14 protein-coding genes are annotated in these 17,746 nt (G+C 52.9%); 13 read left to right on the top strand and 1 reads right to left on the bottom strand.

Translation table 11 applies throughout. The annotated features are described in order from the left end of the window. Positions 1-220 precede the first annotated feature (220 nt). Positions 221-436 (bottom strand): hypothetical protein, encoded by a 216-nt coding sequence (locus AC0LWF_RS03510; protein WP_474650479.1) that lies wholly within the window; start codon positions 434-436, stop codon positions 221-223. Here AC0LWF_RS03510 and AC0LWF_RS03515 point away from each other — a divergent pair. The 13 genes from AC0LWF_RS03515 (at position 384) to AC0LWF_RS03575 (ending at position 17,739) form a co-directional block, all read left to right on the top strand. Beyond that, positions 384-764, top strand: a complete 381-nt coding sequence (locus AC0LWF_RS03515) for an FN3 associated domain-containing protein (RefSeq protein ID WP_474650153.1) — start codon at positions 384-386, stop codon at positions 762-764. The two genes, AC0LWF_RS03510 and AC0LWF_RS03515, sit on opposite strands and share 53 nt — an antisense overlap. Further along, positions 647-988, top strand: coding sequence for a chitobiase/beta-hexosaminidase C-terminal domain-containing protein (locus tag AC0LWF_RS03520; RefSeq protein WP_474650154.1), 342 nt, complete (start codon positions 647-649; stop codon positions 986-988). The genes AC0LWF_RS03515 and AC0LWF_RS03520 overlap by 118 nt, the downstream gene beginning before the upstream one ends. A 901-nt stretch (positions 989-1,889) precedes the next feature. Continuing rightward, the gene (locus tag AC0LWF_RS03525) at positions 1,890-2,630 is read left to right on the top strand and encodes an ABC transporter ATP-binding protein (protein WP_474650468.1); all 741 of its coding nucleotides are present in this window, start codon (positions 1,890-1,892) and stop codon (positions 2,628-2,630) included. Further along, a complete protein-coding gene (locus AC0LWF_RS03530) occupies positions 2,602-3,636 on the top strand; it encodes an efflux RND transporter periplasmic adaptor subunit (protein ID WP_474650155.1) in 1,035 nt (344 codons plus the stop codon). The genes AC0LWF_RS03525 and AC0LWF_RS03530 overlap by 29 nt, the downstream gene beginning before the upstream one ends. 26 nt (positions 3,637-3,662) lie before the next feature. Continuing rightward, the gene (locus tag AC0LWF_RS03535) at positions 3,663-6,545 is read left to right on the top strand and encodes an ABC transporter permease (RefSeq protein ID WP_474650156.1); all 2,883 of its coding nucleotides are present in this window, start codon (positions 3,663-3,665) and stop codon (positions 6,543-6,545) included. 3 nt (positions 6,546-6,548) lie between these two features. Then, complete coding sequence (locus tag AC0LWF_RS03540) at positions 6,549-7,442, top strand: ATP-binding cassette domain-containing protein (protein ID WP_474650157.1); 894 nt, start codon at positions 6,549-6,551, stop codon at positions 7,440-7,442. 57 nt (positions 7,443-7,499) lie between these two features. After that, positions 7,500-8,570 carry a LacI family DNA-binding transcriptional regulator gene (locus tag AC0LWF_RS03545; protein ID WP_474650158.1) on the top strand — a complete coding sequence of 357 codons (1,071 nt, stop codon included), beginning with the start codon at positions 7,500-7,502 and terminating at the stop codon, positions 8,568-8,570. Between the two features lie 640 nt (positions 8,571-9,210). Next, the gene (locus tag AC0LWF_RS03550) at positions 9,211-10,620 is read left to right on the top strand and encodes an ABC transporter substrate-binding protein (protein WP_474650159.1); all 1,410 of its coding nucleotides are present in this window, start codon (positions 9,211-9,213) and stop codon (positions 10,618-10,620) included. Between the two features lie 276 nt (positions 10,621-10,896). Further along, positions 10,897-13,800, top strand: a complete 2,904-nt coding sequence (locus AC0LWF_RS03555) for an extracellular solute-binding protein (protein WP_474650469.1) — start codon at positions 10,897-10,899, stop codon at positions 13,798-13,800. Between the two features lie 96 nt (positions 13,801-13,896). Next, positions 13,897-14,784, top strand: coding sequence for a carbohydrate ABC transporter permease (locus tag AC0LWF_RS03560; RefSeq protein ID WP_474650470.1), 888 nt, complete (start codon positions 13,897-13,899; stop codon positions 14,782-14,784). 3 nt (positions 14,785-14,787) lie between these two features. After that, positions 14,788-15,654 (top strand): carbohydrate ABC transporter permease, encoded by an 867-nt coding sequence (locus AC0LWF_RS03565; RefSeq protein WP_090573139.1) that lies wholly within the window; start codon positions 14,788-14,790, stop codon positions 15,652-15,654. 14 nt (positions 15,655-15,668) lie between these two features. Continuing rightward, on the top strand, positions 15,669-17,138 hold the full coding sequence (locus AC0LWF_RS03570; RefSeq protein ID WP_474650160.1) for a gluconolactonase: 1,470 nt from the start codon (positions 15,669-15,671) through the stop codon (positions 17,136-17,138). After that, positions 17,119-17,739, top strand: a complete 621-nt coding sequence (locus AC0LWF_RS03575) for a Yip1 family protein (RefSeq protein WP_090573141.1) — start codon at positions 17,119-17,121, stop codon at positions 17,737-17,739. The genes AC0LWF_RS03570 and AC0LWF_RS03575 overlap by 20 nt, the downstream gene beginning before the upstream one ends. Positions 17,740-17,746 lie beyond the last annotated feature (7 nt).

Genomic DNA, 17,746 nt, shown 5'->3' on the forward strand with positions numbered 1-17,746 from the left:
AGGTCAGAAACCGACTACACCTATCAAGTGCGTATGAAAGCACCCAAAGGGCTGCCTGCAAGCGGTTCGGCCGTCGCTCCAGGAAGTAAAATCAATCTGTATAAAACGCCTCTGGATATGAACTAATTGCCTATATATGAAGCGGCGGTGACCCACTATACGACGGATGGTTCGACGCCCAAGGCGAGCAGCCCCTCAGGCGATACCGTTACCGTACCGTTTAATTACATAACGGCGCCACGTTTACAGTAAAAACCTTAATAGTAAATCCAAGGGGCGACTTTCCGGACAGCCTTGTCACCACCTTAACGTATGCGGTACAAGGCGCCTCATCGCCGGACCAGCCTGCAGCGCCTACAGCGTACCCGCCAAGCGGTTCGAAAGTGCCGCTAAACGTCACGATTGCGTTGAACACCGCGACGTCGGGTTCCACCATTCACTACACGACCGACGGCAATACTCCGACCGCGATAAGGGCGAGCGGCCAAGGCGTTCTCGTAAAAGGGGTGCCGGGTCAAACGCTAACCGTCAAAGCGATCACGATGGTGGCGGGCAAACCTTCGAGCGCGGTTTCAACCTTTACGTACACGATCGTTAAAGCGACGACGGTTCCCACACCAAAGGGACGCCAGGTGTCTATGCAGTCGTGCCGAGCGGCCAGATCGTCAATTTTACCGGCGCCTCGACTCATACGACCACCTATTATACGACAGACGGTACAACGCCCGTTCCGATCAGCGAAAACAAGCACGGCAACTCGGTAACCATTACTGGTGCGCCTGATGATACGGTAACCGTCAAAGCCATTACTGTCGATAACGGCGTATCTCGCCCGATGGCGACGTTCATTTACAAAATACGCAGCATGGTCAAGGCACCTGCGGCACTGCCGTCAAGAGGGGCGCTCATCACGAGCGACTCGACGGTCACGCCGTCCTCATTGTCAAATCGAGCGCGGGAGGCAACACATACTCGAGCTCCGTTATGACTTACACGTATACGATCAAACTCGCGACGACGAAAAAAATGGGATAACTTTTAGAGGGACAAAAAACGGTGCATCCGAATGTGGATTGGGATGCACCGTTTTTTCTTTGACGGAGTTCTTATTACATGGGCGCCCGTCTGCGGAGCCAAGAGATGACCATAAAAGAAAAGCCCAATATTAAAAGTTTATGAGGCGAGCATTACATAGAAATGCGTTCATTCGTAGTCATTTTCAAGACTGAATATAACCATAGAAATACAACCAAATTTTAGGGTAAAATAACCCCCGATAGACGATTGGGGGTTATTATGTATTTTTGGTACATGGGCTTAATTTCTATGTATTCATTTCATGTATAAATATACAGATGACCACTTTGAAGAAATTGTCATTAATTATGAAAATCATTGCTCTTTCGATCTGCTACCCTTTAAAGTTTATCAGTAATTATGAAAACGCCCCTTGATAAATCAAACTTTTCCGCTGCTGTTTTCTCAGTAATTTTGACGTCACACAAAAAAGCTTATGTCATTAATAGCTGTAAGTGTTTCATAATAGGCTGTAGTTACTGTTTCATAAATATGGCCGATCACTGTAGTGATTATTTATACAAACTCACGACGATGCACATCGCAAACGAAATTTGGAACAGACTGAGGATCGTTTAGGAACCCGAATAATGAGATCCAATCGATCAAGCACACAGGCCCGGGATGAAATTCCTGGGCTTTTAGTATGTGAGCAGAAGGCCAGCTTTGCTTTATTGATAAGGGTCTAAGCGATTATTAGGATAACACTAAAATTATTAATAACAAAACAACTAAAATTTTCAAAACGGATATACTAATTTTTTACTGTTTGCTATAGTAGAGGTGTGGAAATGAAATCGCTTACCGAAACAATGCCGCTTGACGGAGGGGGATTGGTTTTGCGTGAATTAGAGGCTTCACGGACTCCGATAGTGGATGTCCAAAACGTGACGCGCGTTTTCGGAAGAGGGGAAACACAAGTTTTTGCATTAAGAGGTGCCACACTCAGTGTCGGCACGGGTTCATTGATTGCATTGAAGGGGCGATCCGGCTCAGGCAAGACGACCTTGCTTAATATTATGGGCGCTTTGGATGCTCCGAACGAAGGCTCGATCTTCTACGGCGACAGGGACGGAAGCCGAATGAGCGAACAACAGAAAAACGAGATGAGAAAAAAAGAAATCGGGCTGATTTTTCAATCGTTTGCTTTGGTGCCGTACTTGAGCGCCTTTGAGAACGTCGAACTGGGACTTCGGATAGCCGGCGTGCCGGCTTCCGACCGCAAAAGGCTGGCCGAGGAAGCGCTTAGCTTCGTCGGGCTGGCGCAGCGTATGCACCATCGCCCGCAGGAGATGTCCGGCGGCGAGCAACAGCGGACAGCGATTGCCAGGGCAATCGCCCACAAGCCAAAGCTGATTTTGGCGGATGAGCCGACGGCCGAATTGGATTCCCGCATGGGCAAACAAATCATTGAGGTATTCCGTGAACTGGTAGGCACCTTAGGCGTTAGCGTCGTGCTCACAACCCACGACCCGCACATCATGGATCTTGTCGATCAGGTTCATGCACTGGAGGATGGACGAATTGGTTCGGAAATCATCAAGCATGTATAAATCCCAGGCGCTTGCGCTCGGCGTGCTGCTCATCGCGAGTTTAGCGTCGACAGGCTGCAGCCTGCTGCCGAAAGAGCAATCGCCGTTAAAGCCTCCGCTAGTCAAGCCGGCGCAGGCCGAGGTTCGGACGATCGACGCCAAGAGCGGAAGCATCGTGAAGCAGGTTGCGGGCTCCGCGATCTTCATGCCAACGAAGATTGAATACTACCAACAGCAGGGCGCCGGCGTTATTCATTCGGTGGACGTCAGGGCCGGCAGCGCCGTGAAGAAAGGCGACGTGCTCGTAACCCTTGAGAATAACGGGTCCGACATCGAACTGCTGGAGCGCCAAATCGAGTACGAACGCAAGAAACAGGCGTATAACGATGCTGTCAAAGCTGGAGACGCGGAGAGCGAGCGTATCGCCAAACTTGATTTCAAACTTTCCGAGATGCTGTACAACAAGGCGAAGTCGAAGGCTGACAGCAGCGTCATACGCGCCAAAACGGACGGCGTCATCTCCTATTCGACTGATTTGAAGCCAGGCGATCATTTCGACGCTGAGCGGGTGCTGGCGGCGGTCGCACAGCCAAGCGGAATGCGGTTAGCTCTCGAGGTGACCGCTAATCCGGCGCTTGCCGATATTAAGATCGGAATGGAAGCGGACGTCACCTATAAGGATAAAACCTACAAAGGCAAGGTGACGCAGACGCCGGCCTCCGCTCCGGAAACGGCGGATGAACGGCTGCGCGATGAATACGGTAAGACCGTCTACATTGAGCTAGACAAGCTACCCGAAGGTGCCTCATTCGGTTCACATGCGGAAGTGACAATCGTCGCAGCCCGTCGTGATAACGTCATCGTGCTTCCGAAGAGCGCGATCCGCGCTTATTTCGGTCGTACGTTCATTCAGGTGCTGGAAGGTGAGCGGCGCAAGGAGATCGATATCGAAACAGGTCTCACAACCGCGACGGAATACGAGATCGTGAAAGGCGTTCAGGAAGGAATGAAGATCATACTTCCATAAAGCCACCGGGGGGAATCGAGGGAATTATGTCCGTTCTCATCATGCTTCTGCGAAAGATGGCCAGAAACTATTGGCTCGTCATCTGCTTGTTCAGCGGTATGCTCTTATGCATCGCGCTGACGTCAAGCATGCCGATATATAAGAACGCCGTGCTTCATCATATGCTTGTACAGGACTTGGAGCGGAGCTACGAACTAACCGGGGATCACCCAGGCATGATCGCCGCGCAGTTCACCATGCAGACCGACAACGCTAAGGTGCAGGCGAACGTTTTGAATCGGTTTGACGCTTATTGGTCCTCGCATATCTCCGGCAGCCCGCTGCTCCATGTTACGCAGGATCAAAGGCTGGTGGAGACGGTTCGGTTCAAGCTTACGCCAGTCGATCCTTCACGCGTTGATCCGAAAGTGAAACGCAACGCCAAGCTGGCCATGCGCTCCGGCATCGAAGACCATGTTCGGCTGATTGATGGCAAACTACCTACGGTGGCGAGGACGAATGGCGTCTACGAGGTCATGGTCACAGACAGCGCACTCGGACAGCTAGGCATGCTGCTTGGGCAGGAATACGTCATTAAGGATCCGAAGGTGAAGGATCAAGCGATCCGCATCAAGCCGGTAGCGGTCATCGTGGAGAAGGATCTGAACGATCCGTTCTGGGGCATGCAGAATTTGAAGAACGACCAGAACACACTCTTCCTGCCTGATCGGCTGTTCGAACAGGATTTCATCGCGAAGCATCCGATCATCATCGGCAAGCTCGGCGGGACGGCGATCGGGGATTATTCCCAATTCGACTTAGATACGGCTGCTTACGTCCTGCAGCTGAAGACGAACTTAGCGCCGGACATGATGGGGGCGTACAACTATTCGGTCAGCTCTTCCGTCACCGTGCCGGGCAGCGAGGCGATGACGGCATACAACGAACGGGAGAAGACGCTGCGCACGCTGCTCTGGTCGCTTAACGTGCCACTGTTTATACTCATCACTTTCTATTTTTACATGGTGACGAGCATGCTTGTCGAGCGCCAGCAGTCGGAGATATCCGTGCTTCGCAGCCGCGGCGCATCGCGATTCCATCTCGTCTTGATGTATGCGGCCGAATTCGGACTGCTCGCCATCGCGGCCTTCGCCATTGGTCCCTGGCTCGGTGTCTCCTTTACTCGCATTCTCGGATCGACGAGCACGTTCCTGAACTTCGTCGACCGCGGATCGATGAAGGTGCAAATGGATGCCGAGAGTTGGAAATACGCGGCAGGCGCGGTGATCGCCGCCTGGGTGCTCAATCTGGTTCCGGTCTTCATCGCAACGAAAAATTCGATCGTCGACCAAAAGCGAGCGAAGGCACGCGAAGGCAAACGGCCCATTTGGCAGCTCTTCGGCGTCGACATCGTGCTGATTTCCGTAGCGTTGTACGGCCATTACATGTTCCGCCAGCGGATGTCGGACCTCGTCAAGCTGGGGCTTGACGGTAAATCGCTGTCCGCCGATCCGCTGCTCTATACGATCCCGACGCTGTTCATTCTCGGCTTCGGCCTTCTGATGATACGGCTATATCCGTTGTTCGTGGCACTCTTCTACCGGATGGGACGCAGACTGTGGGCGCCGCAATATTACACGACGCTGCTGCTGGTCATTCGCCGGAACCGCATCTATCACGGACTCATGCTGTTTCTGATTCTGACCGTCGGCACGGGTATTTATAATGCCAATACGGCGCGTACGCTGAATGTGAACATGGAAGACCAAATCTGGTATGCCGCAGGCAGCGACATCGTGCTTCGCCAGTACTGGGAGAGCGATGCGCCTGCGAACGCCTCGCCGATTCCGCAGGCGACTCAGCCGGTGCAGTCGGCGCCGCCGCCTGACATCATCCACTACTTGGAACCGCCGTTCGAATTGATCGAATCGCTGCCGGGCGTCGATACAGCCGCGAGGGTGTTTACGAAGGATGAAGGGGAAGCTTGGCTTGGCACGAAGAGCGGCAAGGTTAAGTTGGTTGGCATTGATACGGACGCATTCGGCAATGCCGCGTGGATGAAGGACAGTCTGACGCCGTACCCGTTCTATGAATATATGAATTTGATCGCCTCGGATACGCATGCGGTGCTGCTCTCGAAAACCGCGGCCGATTATTACGGCGCCAAAGTCGGCGATACACTGGATGTCGGTTGGGAAGGGATTCGTCCGACGCGCCTCATCGTGTATGGGATCGTACCGTATTTTCCGGCATTCAACCCAAATCCGGTCGCTGGGCCTAAGGAAGGCGACGATAAGCTTCAGAATCCCATGCTGATTGTCGGCCACCTGGACACGATCCAGAACGAGCTCGGCATGGAGCCGTACGACGTTTGGCTGAAGCTGAAGCCCGGCGCGAACAGACAGGCACTGCTTAACGAGATAGGCAAGCGCCAGATCAAGCTCGAGAAGTTCGATGATACGATCGGCAAAATTTCCGAGAGCCGCATGGACCCGTTCCGAATGGCGATCAACGGCGTCATGACGCTCGGTTTCATCATTTCGCTTGCGATCAGCTTCCTTGGTTTCATGCTCTTCTGGCTGCTCTCGCTCCAGGGACGCATGCTGCAGTTCGGCATTTATCGCGCGATGGGAATTTCCTTCAAGCAGCTTCTCGGCATGATGACGCTGGAGCAGCTGCTGACGACAGGGGCTGGCTTCTTCATCGGCATTGCGACCGGTTTCGCTGCTGGGCAAATTTACGTTCCGTTGTTCCAGCTTTCCTTCGATCCAGGCCGGATCGTGCCGCCGTTCCAAGTCATTTCCGACCACGCGGACGTCTTCAGGCTCGGCATCTCAACCTGTTTCATGCTTGCCGCCGCGCTTGTCATACTGATCTGGCTGCTAAAACGGATGAATATTCACCAAGCGGTCAAGCTCGGGGAGGATTAACTATTGATTACATGCGAAAATCTAGTTAAAATCTATAAAACTGCCGAAGTCGAGGTTGTTGCACTACAAGGATTGAACCTGCAGCTGAACCAAGGCGAAATGGTTGCTGTCATCGGCAATTCGGGCAGCGGCAAATCAACCCTTCTGAACATGCTTGGCGGCTTGGACCGCCCTTCGGCAGGCCGATTGACGATCGCCGGCAAGGATATGCTGAAGCTGACCGACAAGGAGCAGAACGTCTATAAACGTGAAACAGTCGGGTTTATTTGGCAAAATAAATCGCGTAATCTCGTACCTTACTTGACCGCGCGAGAGAATGTCGAAATTCCGATGCTGCTGCATGATCGGAAGAAGAAACGGCTCCGGGCGATCGAGCTGCTCGAAGCGGTTGGGCTCGGTTCACGGACCGGCCACAAGCTTCAGCAACTTTCGGGTGGCGAACAGCAGCGCGTGGCCATCGCTATCGCGCTAGCCAACCGACCGAAGTTGCTGCTTGCCGATGAGCCGACAGGGGCACTGGATACCCAGACGTCGGACCAAATCATGGCGTTGCTCCGCAAACTGAATGCGGAGATGGGCCTCACCATCGTCATCGTGACGCATGATTTGGATCTGGCCAAGCAGGTGCAGCGGGTCGTACTCATCCGGGACGGCCGGACTTCTTCAGAGATGATCCTGCGAACGGACGAGCGCGAGACGGAGTACGCGTCAGGCGAAGAGACGGAGCTCGATACCCATATTGAATATGCCGTCATGGATCGTTCTGGCCGGATTCAAGTGCCCGAGCGTTACTTGGAAGCCGTTGGCGCCAAAGACGCGGACAAGGTACTGCTGCGGCTGGAAGAGGATCATATCGTTTTACGGCCAATTGCGCCGGCGGGCAAAACGGGGGGCTGAACGCTTAAACGAAACGACGGCTAATCTAAAAATAAACAGAGAAACGGACGGGTCATCATGAGAGCAAAAGTGAGAATTCAAGAAATCGCCGATTTAGCAGGTGTATCCAAGTTCGCTGTTTCTCGAGCATTGGCTGGGAAGAGCGGCGTGAGCGCCCAAACGCGGGAGAAAATTCTGCGCGTCGCCGGCCAGCTGGGTTACTTCAAGAACAACGAGCAGCAGCAGCAGCAGCGTTTCACGGGCGAGCTGCAAGAATTCGAAGAAGTCAAATGGGCCGGCACGATCGTGGTCATGTTTCCGAACTTGCGGTATCAGAACCGGGAACACATTTACTGGGGCCCTGTATTTGAAGGTGTGTCCTCACGCCTTCGCCAGCGTGGGCTCGATATTATTACGATAACGGAGCCTTCTGACGATAACGTATTCAAATTGCTGAATCCGGAGGCGATTCAGGGCATAATTACGATCGGGACCGTCTCAACGCAAATTTTACTCAAAATCAAGCAAATGGACATTCCGGTCGTTATGGTCGATCATAGCGATCCCGTCTTTGCGTGCGATACGATCTTCACGGATAATTTCAATAGCATGCAGCAGATGATGATGAAGCTGATCAGCAAAGGCTACCGCAAATTTCAGTTTGTCGGGAACATCAAGGATGCCCAGAGCTATTTCGACCGTTGGCTTGCGTTCCGTTCCACACTCGAGAGCTGCCAGATCGAACTTCAGCAAGACCCTATGCTGATTGGTTCCGAAGCGCACGATATCTTTCTCTTGTTCAAGCAGTATCGACCGGTCGATCTGCCGGAAGTTTACGTATGCGCACATGACGTTAATGCGAAGTTCTTCATCGAGCATCTGGGATACCTGGGAATCGAAGTGCCATCGCGCTGCGCAGTAACCGGCTTCGACAACACCTGCCATTCCCATCCGATTCTTGCGACAGTGAACGTTAACAAAGAACTGCTCGGCATGCGAGCCGTGGATCAGATGCTATGGCGCATTCAAAACCCGGGAACCGCGCACGAGAAAAAACTTATTTATGCAGACGTTATTCTGCGGGAGAACTACGCCTACCTGTTGAATGGTGAAGTCGAGCGAGAAGAAGCCGGCACGGAAGCTCAATAGCAAACGACTGCCGACCTAAATTTTTTCTAAAATTTTGTTGTTTTTCTTCCTGTTTGTTCTTGTTTAGGTGCATCGCAAGACAGAATAACACGTCGATTTTTTCTCTGCCAGCTAATATTTGACTTTCATACTGCGTAAGCTGCTCTTTATCCACGCAACGTAGACGCTCCATATCATTACGCATTGCCCTAAACAACAAGAGTAATACTCGGTATGCACACGGTTAGATAGATCGATGGTATAGATCAGATCCAACACAGATTGTTCCTGGAGTCTCCGCCTCTCCGTTTAGTTTGTAAGCGCTACAAACTAATGCGAAGAAGCCGGGGGCTCTTTTTGTGCGCGGAAAAGGACTGTCGATTTACCTTAATAGAATAACAAAATGAAAACAAATTAGTAATAACGTTGCATAAATGTTGTTAAAGTTGCAAAAATTTTATTGACTATTTTTGGCTACCGATGCTATTATTGGCATGTAAGTCATCAAACACTTCGCAAACCGGTGGTGATGGGGGTACGGTAAAACTAAGAATGTAAACGGTTACGAAGAAGAGATACTAAAAAAAACATCTCGGAAACCGGTGGACCTTGCCGGAGCAAACAGGTATTGCTCACTAAATAGCGGGAGGTTGTTTTGCAAATGAGAAAAATGAAAGCACTTACAATTTTGCTTGCAGCAACGATGCTTACGTTAACGGCTTGTGGAAGTGGCAGTAACAACTCAAATGGCAACGCTGCCAATAATAAGCCTGCCAACGACGCGGCAACAAACACGACAACGGGCAATGACGCGGCAGCGAACACCGGCAACGACGCCTCAGGCAATAACTCGGCAGCGACGAACGATGCCGCTATCGCGCCAATTGACCTTGGCGGGCGCGAAATCCATATCTCCGCATGGTGGGACGGAACGCCAAAGGGCGACACGGCCGATTCCAAGAAAGCGCTTGATAAACTCCACGAAGTCGAGAAGAAGTACAACGTCAAGATCAAATACGACAACATCCCGTTCGACAAATACATGGATAAGTTCACGACGGCCGCGCTCTCCGGAACGCCTATGGCTGACATCTCCATCTTAGAGTTCAAGCGCGCGCTTGCCCCGATCAAACAAGGCCTGATCCTTCCTCTCAGCGAGTACACACAAGCAACTAGCGATATCAACAACGAACAAGAACACACGGTTAAGCTTCCACAGCTCCTTGGAGAAGAATACTTCTTCGGCGGCAAAGGCGTATCGACTGTAGGCATGTTCTACAACCGCGATCTGTTCAAGAAACTGGGCTTGCCAGATCCGCAAGAGCTGTACACAAATGGTGAATGGACATGGGATAAATTCCTCGAAATTGCGAAGCAAGCGACGACGGATACGAATAACGACGGCAAGCCGGATACATGGGGCTTCGCGGACTGGGCACCAGGCGCGGCTCGCGACTTCGGCGTAACGAACGGAGCGGTGTTCGTCAACGACGACCTAACCGTCGGCTTCACGGATCCGAAAATGATCGAAACGTTGGAGTTCATCAACCGGCTGTACAACAAAGAAAACGTCGTGAAAGTCAAAAAAGGCGACAAAAACAGCTGGGATGAAACGTCCACGTTCAAAGACGGCGACGTCGCTATGTCCTCGAACTTCGACTGGAACGTCGGTGGTCTGCCGTTCGAAGTCGGCGTCGTACCGAACCCGCAAGGTCCAAGTGGTGATGGTAAATACACTTACGCGAACACCGCTCAGAACGGCTGGGTCATTCCGAAGGGCGTAAAAGAACCGCAAATGGTTTACCAAATCTATGAAGAGCTGCAAGATTTGCCTTCTACGGAAGAGTACCTAGGCCAAAACGGACTGGAAGCGCTCTTCAAAAACCAAGGGGACATCGATATGGCGCTGCAGCACATCAACAATACCGGCCGTATCTCGCTTGAAGAAGGCGTTGCCGACTACCCTTGGTTCTCGGTCTTGGACGACATCATCAAGAAGAACCAATCCGTTACCGCTACAGTTGAGAAGTACAAAGCACCTGCACAAGCCGCACTTGATAAATTGAAATAATTTATTGACACTTGCTGGCATTGAAGGGAGGGGAGGCCGGATGTGCCGGTACGACCCTCCTTTTCTATGCAAAAGAAGCCTAACAATCAGCAAAAAAGTAGATAACAAATATCAAACAATATGAAATTTTGTTTGGTGTAAATATAGTTTTGTTATGTGCCAATAGGACGATGGTACGCGAGTGCGCTTTCGTCAGCGGGATGCGTGATCCGCAGATCAAGTCGCCGCCTAGGAGGGCTGACATTGAAAGGGAGAAAACTGCTTAAGAAATGGGGAATGACGGCGGCATGCGTCATTATCGCGCTTGCACTGCTCGTCGTATGGACAAGGCCGGGCAATGACGGCACGGCAGCCGCGGGAAGCCAATCGGCATTCGCCGAAGGCACCTGGTCGATGCTTCAGGATGGCCGAGGTGATTACGCGGAATATCTGTCAAAGCATGAGAAGATCGGCTTCGCCGATCAGGAGATTGTCCTAGATGCCGCTAGCTACTCCAAGACGGAGGGGGATGGCTTCGAGAAGCTGGTCGATTATGAAGGCCAGACCGGAGCGTCCCTCAAGACCGGCGAGCAAGGAAGCGTATCCTGGGATATCGATGTGACGCAAGAGGGCTTCTACAACATTAAACTCCAATACTACCCGATCGCGGGCAAGAGCTCGAACATCGAGCGTTCTCTGCAAATTGACGGCGTCGTTCCATTCACGGAAGCGTCATATCTCCAATTCGATCGCGTGTGGGACAACGAGCTGGTTCAAATGAAGCAGGACAATCTGGGCAACGACCTGCGTCCGGAGCAAATCGAGAAGCCGGCGTGGCGTGAAGCGCTGCTCGAGGATTCGGACGGCTACTACGCCGATCCGTTCAAGTTTTACTTGAGCGCCGGCCATCATACGCTCACGTTCGTCTCGCAGCGGGAGCCGATGGTCATTCATCAACTGAAGCTGTATAAGCAGCAACAGCCTGCTGCTTATGAAGCAACGCTCAAGCAGTACGAGAAGGACGGACTGAAGAAGGCGGACAGTCAGCTGATTACCGTTCAAGGCGAATCGGCTGTCGCGAAGTCGTCGCCAACGCTATATCCGCAGACGGAACGTTCCACCTCCTCGGTTACGCCTTATAGTCCGAAGCTCATTCGGGTCAATACGATCGGAGGCTATAACTGGCGTCTGCCGGGGCAGTGGATCGAGTGGGAAGTCGACGTGCCGGAAGCCGGCCTCTATAAAATCGCTATGAAATCCAAGCAGGAATTCGTTCGCGGCTTGTACTCGACGCGCCGTGTGCTGATTAACGGCGAGATTCCGTTCAAGGAAGCGGAACAAATCCCGTTCCGTTACAAGAACGGTTACCGTATCGATGTCATGGGCGGCGACGAGCCGTACCTGTTCAAGCTCGTTAAAGGGAAGAACATCATTCGCATGGAAGATACGCTCGGCGAATTCGCTCCGCTAATCCGCGAAGTGAAAGAGAGCCTATACAATCTCAATGCTATGTATCGCAAAATCATCATGATTACCGGCGCATCGCCAGATAAATACCGCGATTACCGCTTGGACAAGCAAGTGCCGAAGATGCTGGAAACTTTCCAATCCGAGAGCGAACGGCTGACCGCTGTCAGCACCGAGCTGAAACGGCTGTCGGGTGGAAGCAGCGATTCCGAGGCGCTTCTGAAGACGATGGCGCTGCAGCTGAAAGAATTAGTGAAGGATCCCGATACGATTCCGCGCCGCCTTGCCGCATTCAAGAGCAACGCCGGCGGACTCGGTACTTGGCTGCAGAAGGCGATCGAAATGCCGCTGCAGCTCGACGAAATTTACATCGCTTCGCCGGACAAGAAATTACCTTCATCCGGAGAGGGCTTCTTCTCGAAGCTGAAGCATGAGCTGTCGACGTTCGCATATTCCTTCGTGATCGATTACAACCAAATCGGCAACGATTCTGACAAGAAGAACCAGAAGTCGATAACCGTCTGGATCGGCAGCGGCCGCGACCAGGCGAACACCTTGAAGGCGATGATTGACGAAACGTTCACGCCGCAGACGGGCATCAACGTGAATTTGAAGCTCGTGCAGATGGGCACTTTACTGCCGGCAACCTTGGCCGGCCGCGGTCCGGACGTCGCGATGCAGATCAGCAACGACATTCCCGTCAACTATGCGATGCGCGATGCGGCCGCCGACTTGACGCAATTCTCCGATTATCAGGAAGTGGCGAAGCGGTTCCGTGACAGCGCGCTTGTTCCGTACACGTACGAGAAGGGTGTATATGCGCTGCCGGAGACGCAAACCTTCAACATGCTCTTCTACCGGAAGGACGTGTTGGCAGAGCTGGGTCTGGAAGTACCACAAACCTGGGACGACGTGTATAAGCTGCTCACCGTCCTGAGCAAGAACCGGATGCAGTTCGGCATGCCGATCACGGTTCCGCAGACATCGGTGCCGGTGCCTGGACAGAACATCCCGCCGAACTCGATCTACGGCTCGCTGCTGATGCAGAATGGCGGTCAATTCTACCGCAATGACGGCAAAGAGTCCGATCTGGATTCGAAGATCGGCGTAGAAACGTTCAAGACATGGACGGACCTGTACAGCGACTACAAGCTGGAGCGCGAATTCGACTTCGCGAATCGGTTCCGTACAGGTGAAATGCCGATCGGGATCGTGGATTACACCACGTACAATCAGCTCACCGTATTCGCCCCGGAAATCCGCGGCATGTGGGGCTTTGCGCCGATTCCGGGCACGAAGCAGCAGGACGGTACCGTGCGCAGAGATACACCGAGCACGGGTAACGGTACGCTGATGATGGGCAGCGCGAAGGACAAAGACTCCTCCTGGGAATTCATGAAATGGTGGACCAGCGAGAAAACCCAAACGAATTTCGGCCGGGAGATGGAAGCGCTGATGGGAGCATCCGCGCGTTATCCGACGGCGAACATCAAAGCGCTCGACAGTTTGCCTTGGCCGGTCGCCGATTACGATAACCTTAAAGCACAGTTCGAATACGTTAGAGGCGTTCCCGAGGTGCCTGGCGGCTACTTCACCGGACGTCATCTGCAGAACGCGTTCTTGAAAGTGGTTGTCGAGAAGAATACGGAAGCACGCGAATCGATTATGGATTATACCCAATACATTCAAGACGAAATCAAAGCGAAGCGCAAAGAATTCGGCCTGCCGGAATAAGGAGGAATCCACGTGTCAACGATCGGTACACCGAGTCAAACTTCAGTGACTGTAGTCGCCGGGAAGCCAGCCGTAGAAACGACAAGCTGGTGGGCGATCAAATGGAAGGAAATAAAGGCGAGGAAGCATTCCTATATTCTGATGTCACCCTATATGCTGCTGTTTGCCGTCTTCACCGTGCTGCCTGTAATAATGTCGGTCATCATCAGCTTTACGTACTTCAACATGCTTGAATTCCCGCGCTTCATCGGGTGGCAGAACTACTCCCGCCTGTTCCTGGAAGACGATGTGTTCTTAATCGCAATTAAGAACACCATCCTCTTCGCGGTCATTACCGGACCGCTCAGCTATATGGCTTGTTTCGTCTTCGCCTGGATCATCAACGATCTTCGCCCGAAGCTGCGCGCGTTCATGACGCTGATCTTCTATGCGCCTTCCATCTCGGGGAACGTCTACTTCCTCTGGCAGATGATCTTCTCGGGAGACCGTTACGGCATCGCGAACGGTTTCCTGATCAAGATGGGCGTTCTGCTCGACCCGATTCAGTGGCTGAAGACGGAGCAATACATCATGCCAATCATCATCCTCGTGCAGCTCTGGCTCAGTCTTGGAACAGGCTTCCTCGCCTTCATCGCGGGTCTCCAAACCGTGGACAAAACGCTGTATGAAGCTGGCGCGGTCGACGGCATCAAGAACCGTTGGCAGGAGCTCTGGTACATTACGCTTCCTTCGATGAAGCCGCAATTGATGTTCGGCGCCGTCATCCAGATCACCTCGTCTTTGGCGATCGCGGACGTGTCCATCTACCTAGCCGGCTTCCCTAGCGTCAACTACGCGGCCGAAACCATCGTAACGCACTTGATCGACTTCGGAACGATCCGATTTGAGATGGGCTACGCATCCGCGATCGCGACCGTGTTGTTCACCTTGATGGTTGGAACGAACCTGGTCGTGCAGCGACTTCTCAGGAGAGTGGGGGAATAGACGATGAGGTTAGCGCTTCCTATTCGCAAAAAACGAGTGAACCGATCTTTCACCGGAACGTTCTGGATGTTCGTGTTTCTGGCTGCTGTCGCCGCTTTCATGGCGCTGCCGCTCGTATATGCAATCAACGCGGCGTTCAAGCCGCTCGACGAAATCTTCCTGTTCCCGCCGACTCTCTTCGTTCGGCATCCGACGACGAGCAACTTCATCGATCTCATGACGCTACTCGGACAATCGTGGGTTCCGTTCTCCCGTTACATTTTCAACACCTTCTTCATTACCGGGATGGGCGTGGTCGGTCACGTGCTGCTGGCTTCGGCCGCGGCATATCCGCTCGCGAAACACAAGTTTCCCGGATCGAAGTTCATCTTCACCGTCGTCGTGCTCTCACTAATGTTCACGCCTCAGGTAACAGCGATTCCGAACTACATGGTCATGTCCTGGATCGGCCTCATTGATACGTACTGGGCCGTTATCGTGCCAGCATTCGCGTTCTCGCTGGGACTGTACCTGATGAAACAATTCATGGAGCAAATTCCCGACGCGCTTCTGGAGTCGGCCAAGATCGACGGTGCCAGCGAATACCGGATCTTCTGGCAAATCGTCATGCCGAACGTGAAGCCGGCTTGGCTGACCTTGGTCATCCTTCTCTTCCAGATGCTCTGGGGAACGGACGGCAACGGCTTCATCTATAGTGAGCAGCTGAAGACGCTTCACTATGCTTCGAATCAGATCATATTCGGCGGCATTGCGCGCGCCGGCGTCGGCTCGGCCGTCGCGCTAATTCTGATGAGCGTGCCGATCGCCTTGTTCGTCTTCTCGCAAAGTCGCATTATCGAAACGATGACTACATCCGGCATGAAGGACTAGGGGGAGGTGGAAGCGTGCAATTGAAGAGAGTTTTGCTGCTGGTCGCCATTATATCGCTGGTCGCTTCGATCGGCATTCCGGCTGCGTCCGCAGCTACGCCATACGAAGCCTACACATACGATTACTACGGTGATTCATCGCCGCTGCCAGCTCCATACGTGCCGGATGCCGCAATTACGGGCGAAAGCTTGGGGGTCGGCGACTTCAAAGAGCCGAGCGACATGTACGTTGCACCGGACAATACCACGTATATCCTGGACAGCGGCAACGCGCGGATCATCGTGCTGGATTCCGACATGCACGTGAGCCGCGTCATCGAGACGTTCACGAACAACGGCAAGAAGGACGGCTTCGCCACGCCGCAGGGGCTGTTCGTCTCTGGCAAGAACGAATTATACGTGGCGGACACCGACCATGGCCGCGTCGTCGTGCTGTCGGAGAAAGGCGATCTGATCCGCATTATCGACAATCCGAAATCGGATATACTGCCGGCAGCTTTCAAGTTCGTGCCGTTAAAAGTAACGGTCGATGCGGCGGATCGCGTATTCGTCATCGCGCGCGGCGTATTCGAAGGCATTATGCAGTTCGACGACAAGAACAATTTCATGGGCTATGTCGGCACAATCAACGTCTCGCCTTCTATCTGGGACCGGCTGTGGAAGTCGTTGTCCACCAAGGCACAGAAGGCGCAGATGCAGCTGTTCATCCCGACTGAATTCTCGAACGTCGACATCGACAACAAAGGCTTCGTGTATGCGACCGCTATAGACATCACGTCGGACACTCCGATCAAGCGGCTGAATCCGTCCGGCGACGACGTCCTGAAGCGGCTCGGCTACTGGGCGGTCAGGGGTGATATCCGCTTCCGGATGTTCGGCAACAATTCGGGACCGTCCAAGTTCACCGACATCAAGGTGCTCGGCGGTGGCATGTACGTCGCGCTCGACTCCAACCGCGCACGGCTGTTCACGTACAACGATGAAGGCGATTTGCTGTACGCCTTCGGCGGCCGGGGGAACCAGCTCGGGGTCTTCAATACGCCTGTAGCCGTCGAGCAAATCGGCGATAAGCTTGCGGTACTGGACAGTGGTAAGAAAAACCTCGTCATCTTCCGTCCGACGAGGTTCGGAGCCCTTGTTCGGCAAGCCACGACAGAGCACTATAACGGCAACGACGATGTCGCAGTCAAGATATGGAGCGACGTGCTTCGCTTGAATACAAACTATGAAATCGCTTACCTCGGTATCGGTAAATCGCTCCTAATGCAGAAGAACAACGAGAAGGCGATGGAATATTTTAAGCTGGGCATGAGTCGCAAGAACTACTCGGTCGCTTACAAGCGCTATCGCCGGGAAGTGCTCAAGGAACAGTTCGGCACGTTCATGACCGTCGTGCTTACCCTCATTATTGCGTTCATCGCTTATCGCTTTGCAAGACTAGTCATCAGAAGGAGGGCTGTGAAACATGAAGCAGGACTTTCTTAAATTTCCGCTCCATCTTATCGTGCGTCCGTTCGACGGATTCTGGGACATGAAGTACGAGGGCAAGGGCAAATTGAAGGTTGCGCTGCTGATCTTGCTCGCGCTTATCCTGACGACGATTTTGCAAAAGCAATTTGCCGGTTTTCTCGTCAACATGGTCGATCCGCGCTCGTTGAACAGCCTGGACGATCTGGAATTCACGATTCTTCCTTTCTTGTTATTCTGCATCGCGAACTGGTCGATCACTACGCTCATGGAAGGGGAAGGGAAGTTCAAAGAGATCGTGATGGCGACCGGGTACGCGCTGCTGCCTATCGTGCTCATCAACCTGCCGATGACCTTCATCAGCCGATTCATGACGCAGGAGGAGACGGCGTTCTATTATCTCTTGAACAGCATCTCCAGCATATGGTTCGTCGTGCTGCTATTCGTAGGGATTATGACCGTCCACCAATACACACCTGCCAAGACGGTGCTGACGATGGTGCTGACCGTCGTTGCCATGGGGTTCGTTGTCTTTATCGCCACCTTGGCGTTCAGTCTAGGTTCCCAGCTCTACTGGTTCATCTACGACGTTTACCGTGAAATCATATTCCGGACCTAAAGGAGGC

The sequence above is a fragment of the Paenibacillus sp. sgz302114 genome, assembly GCF_056120345.1.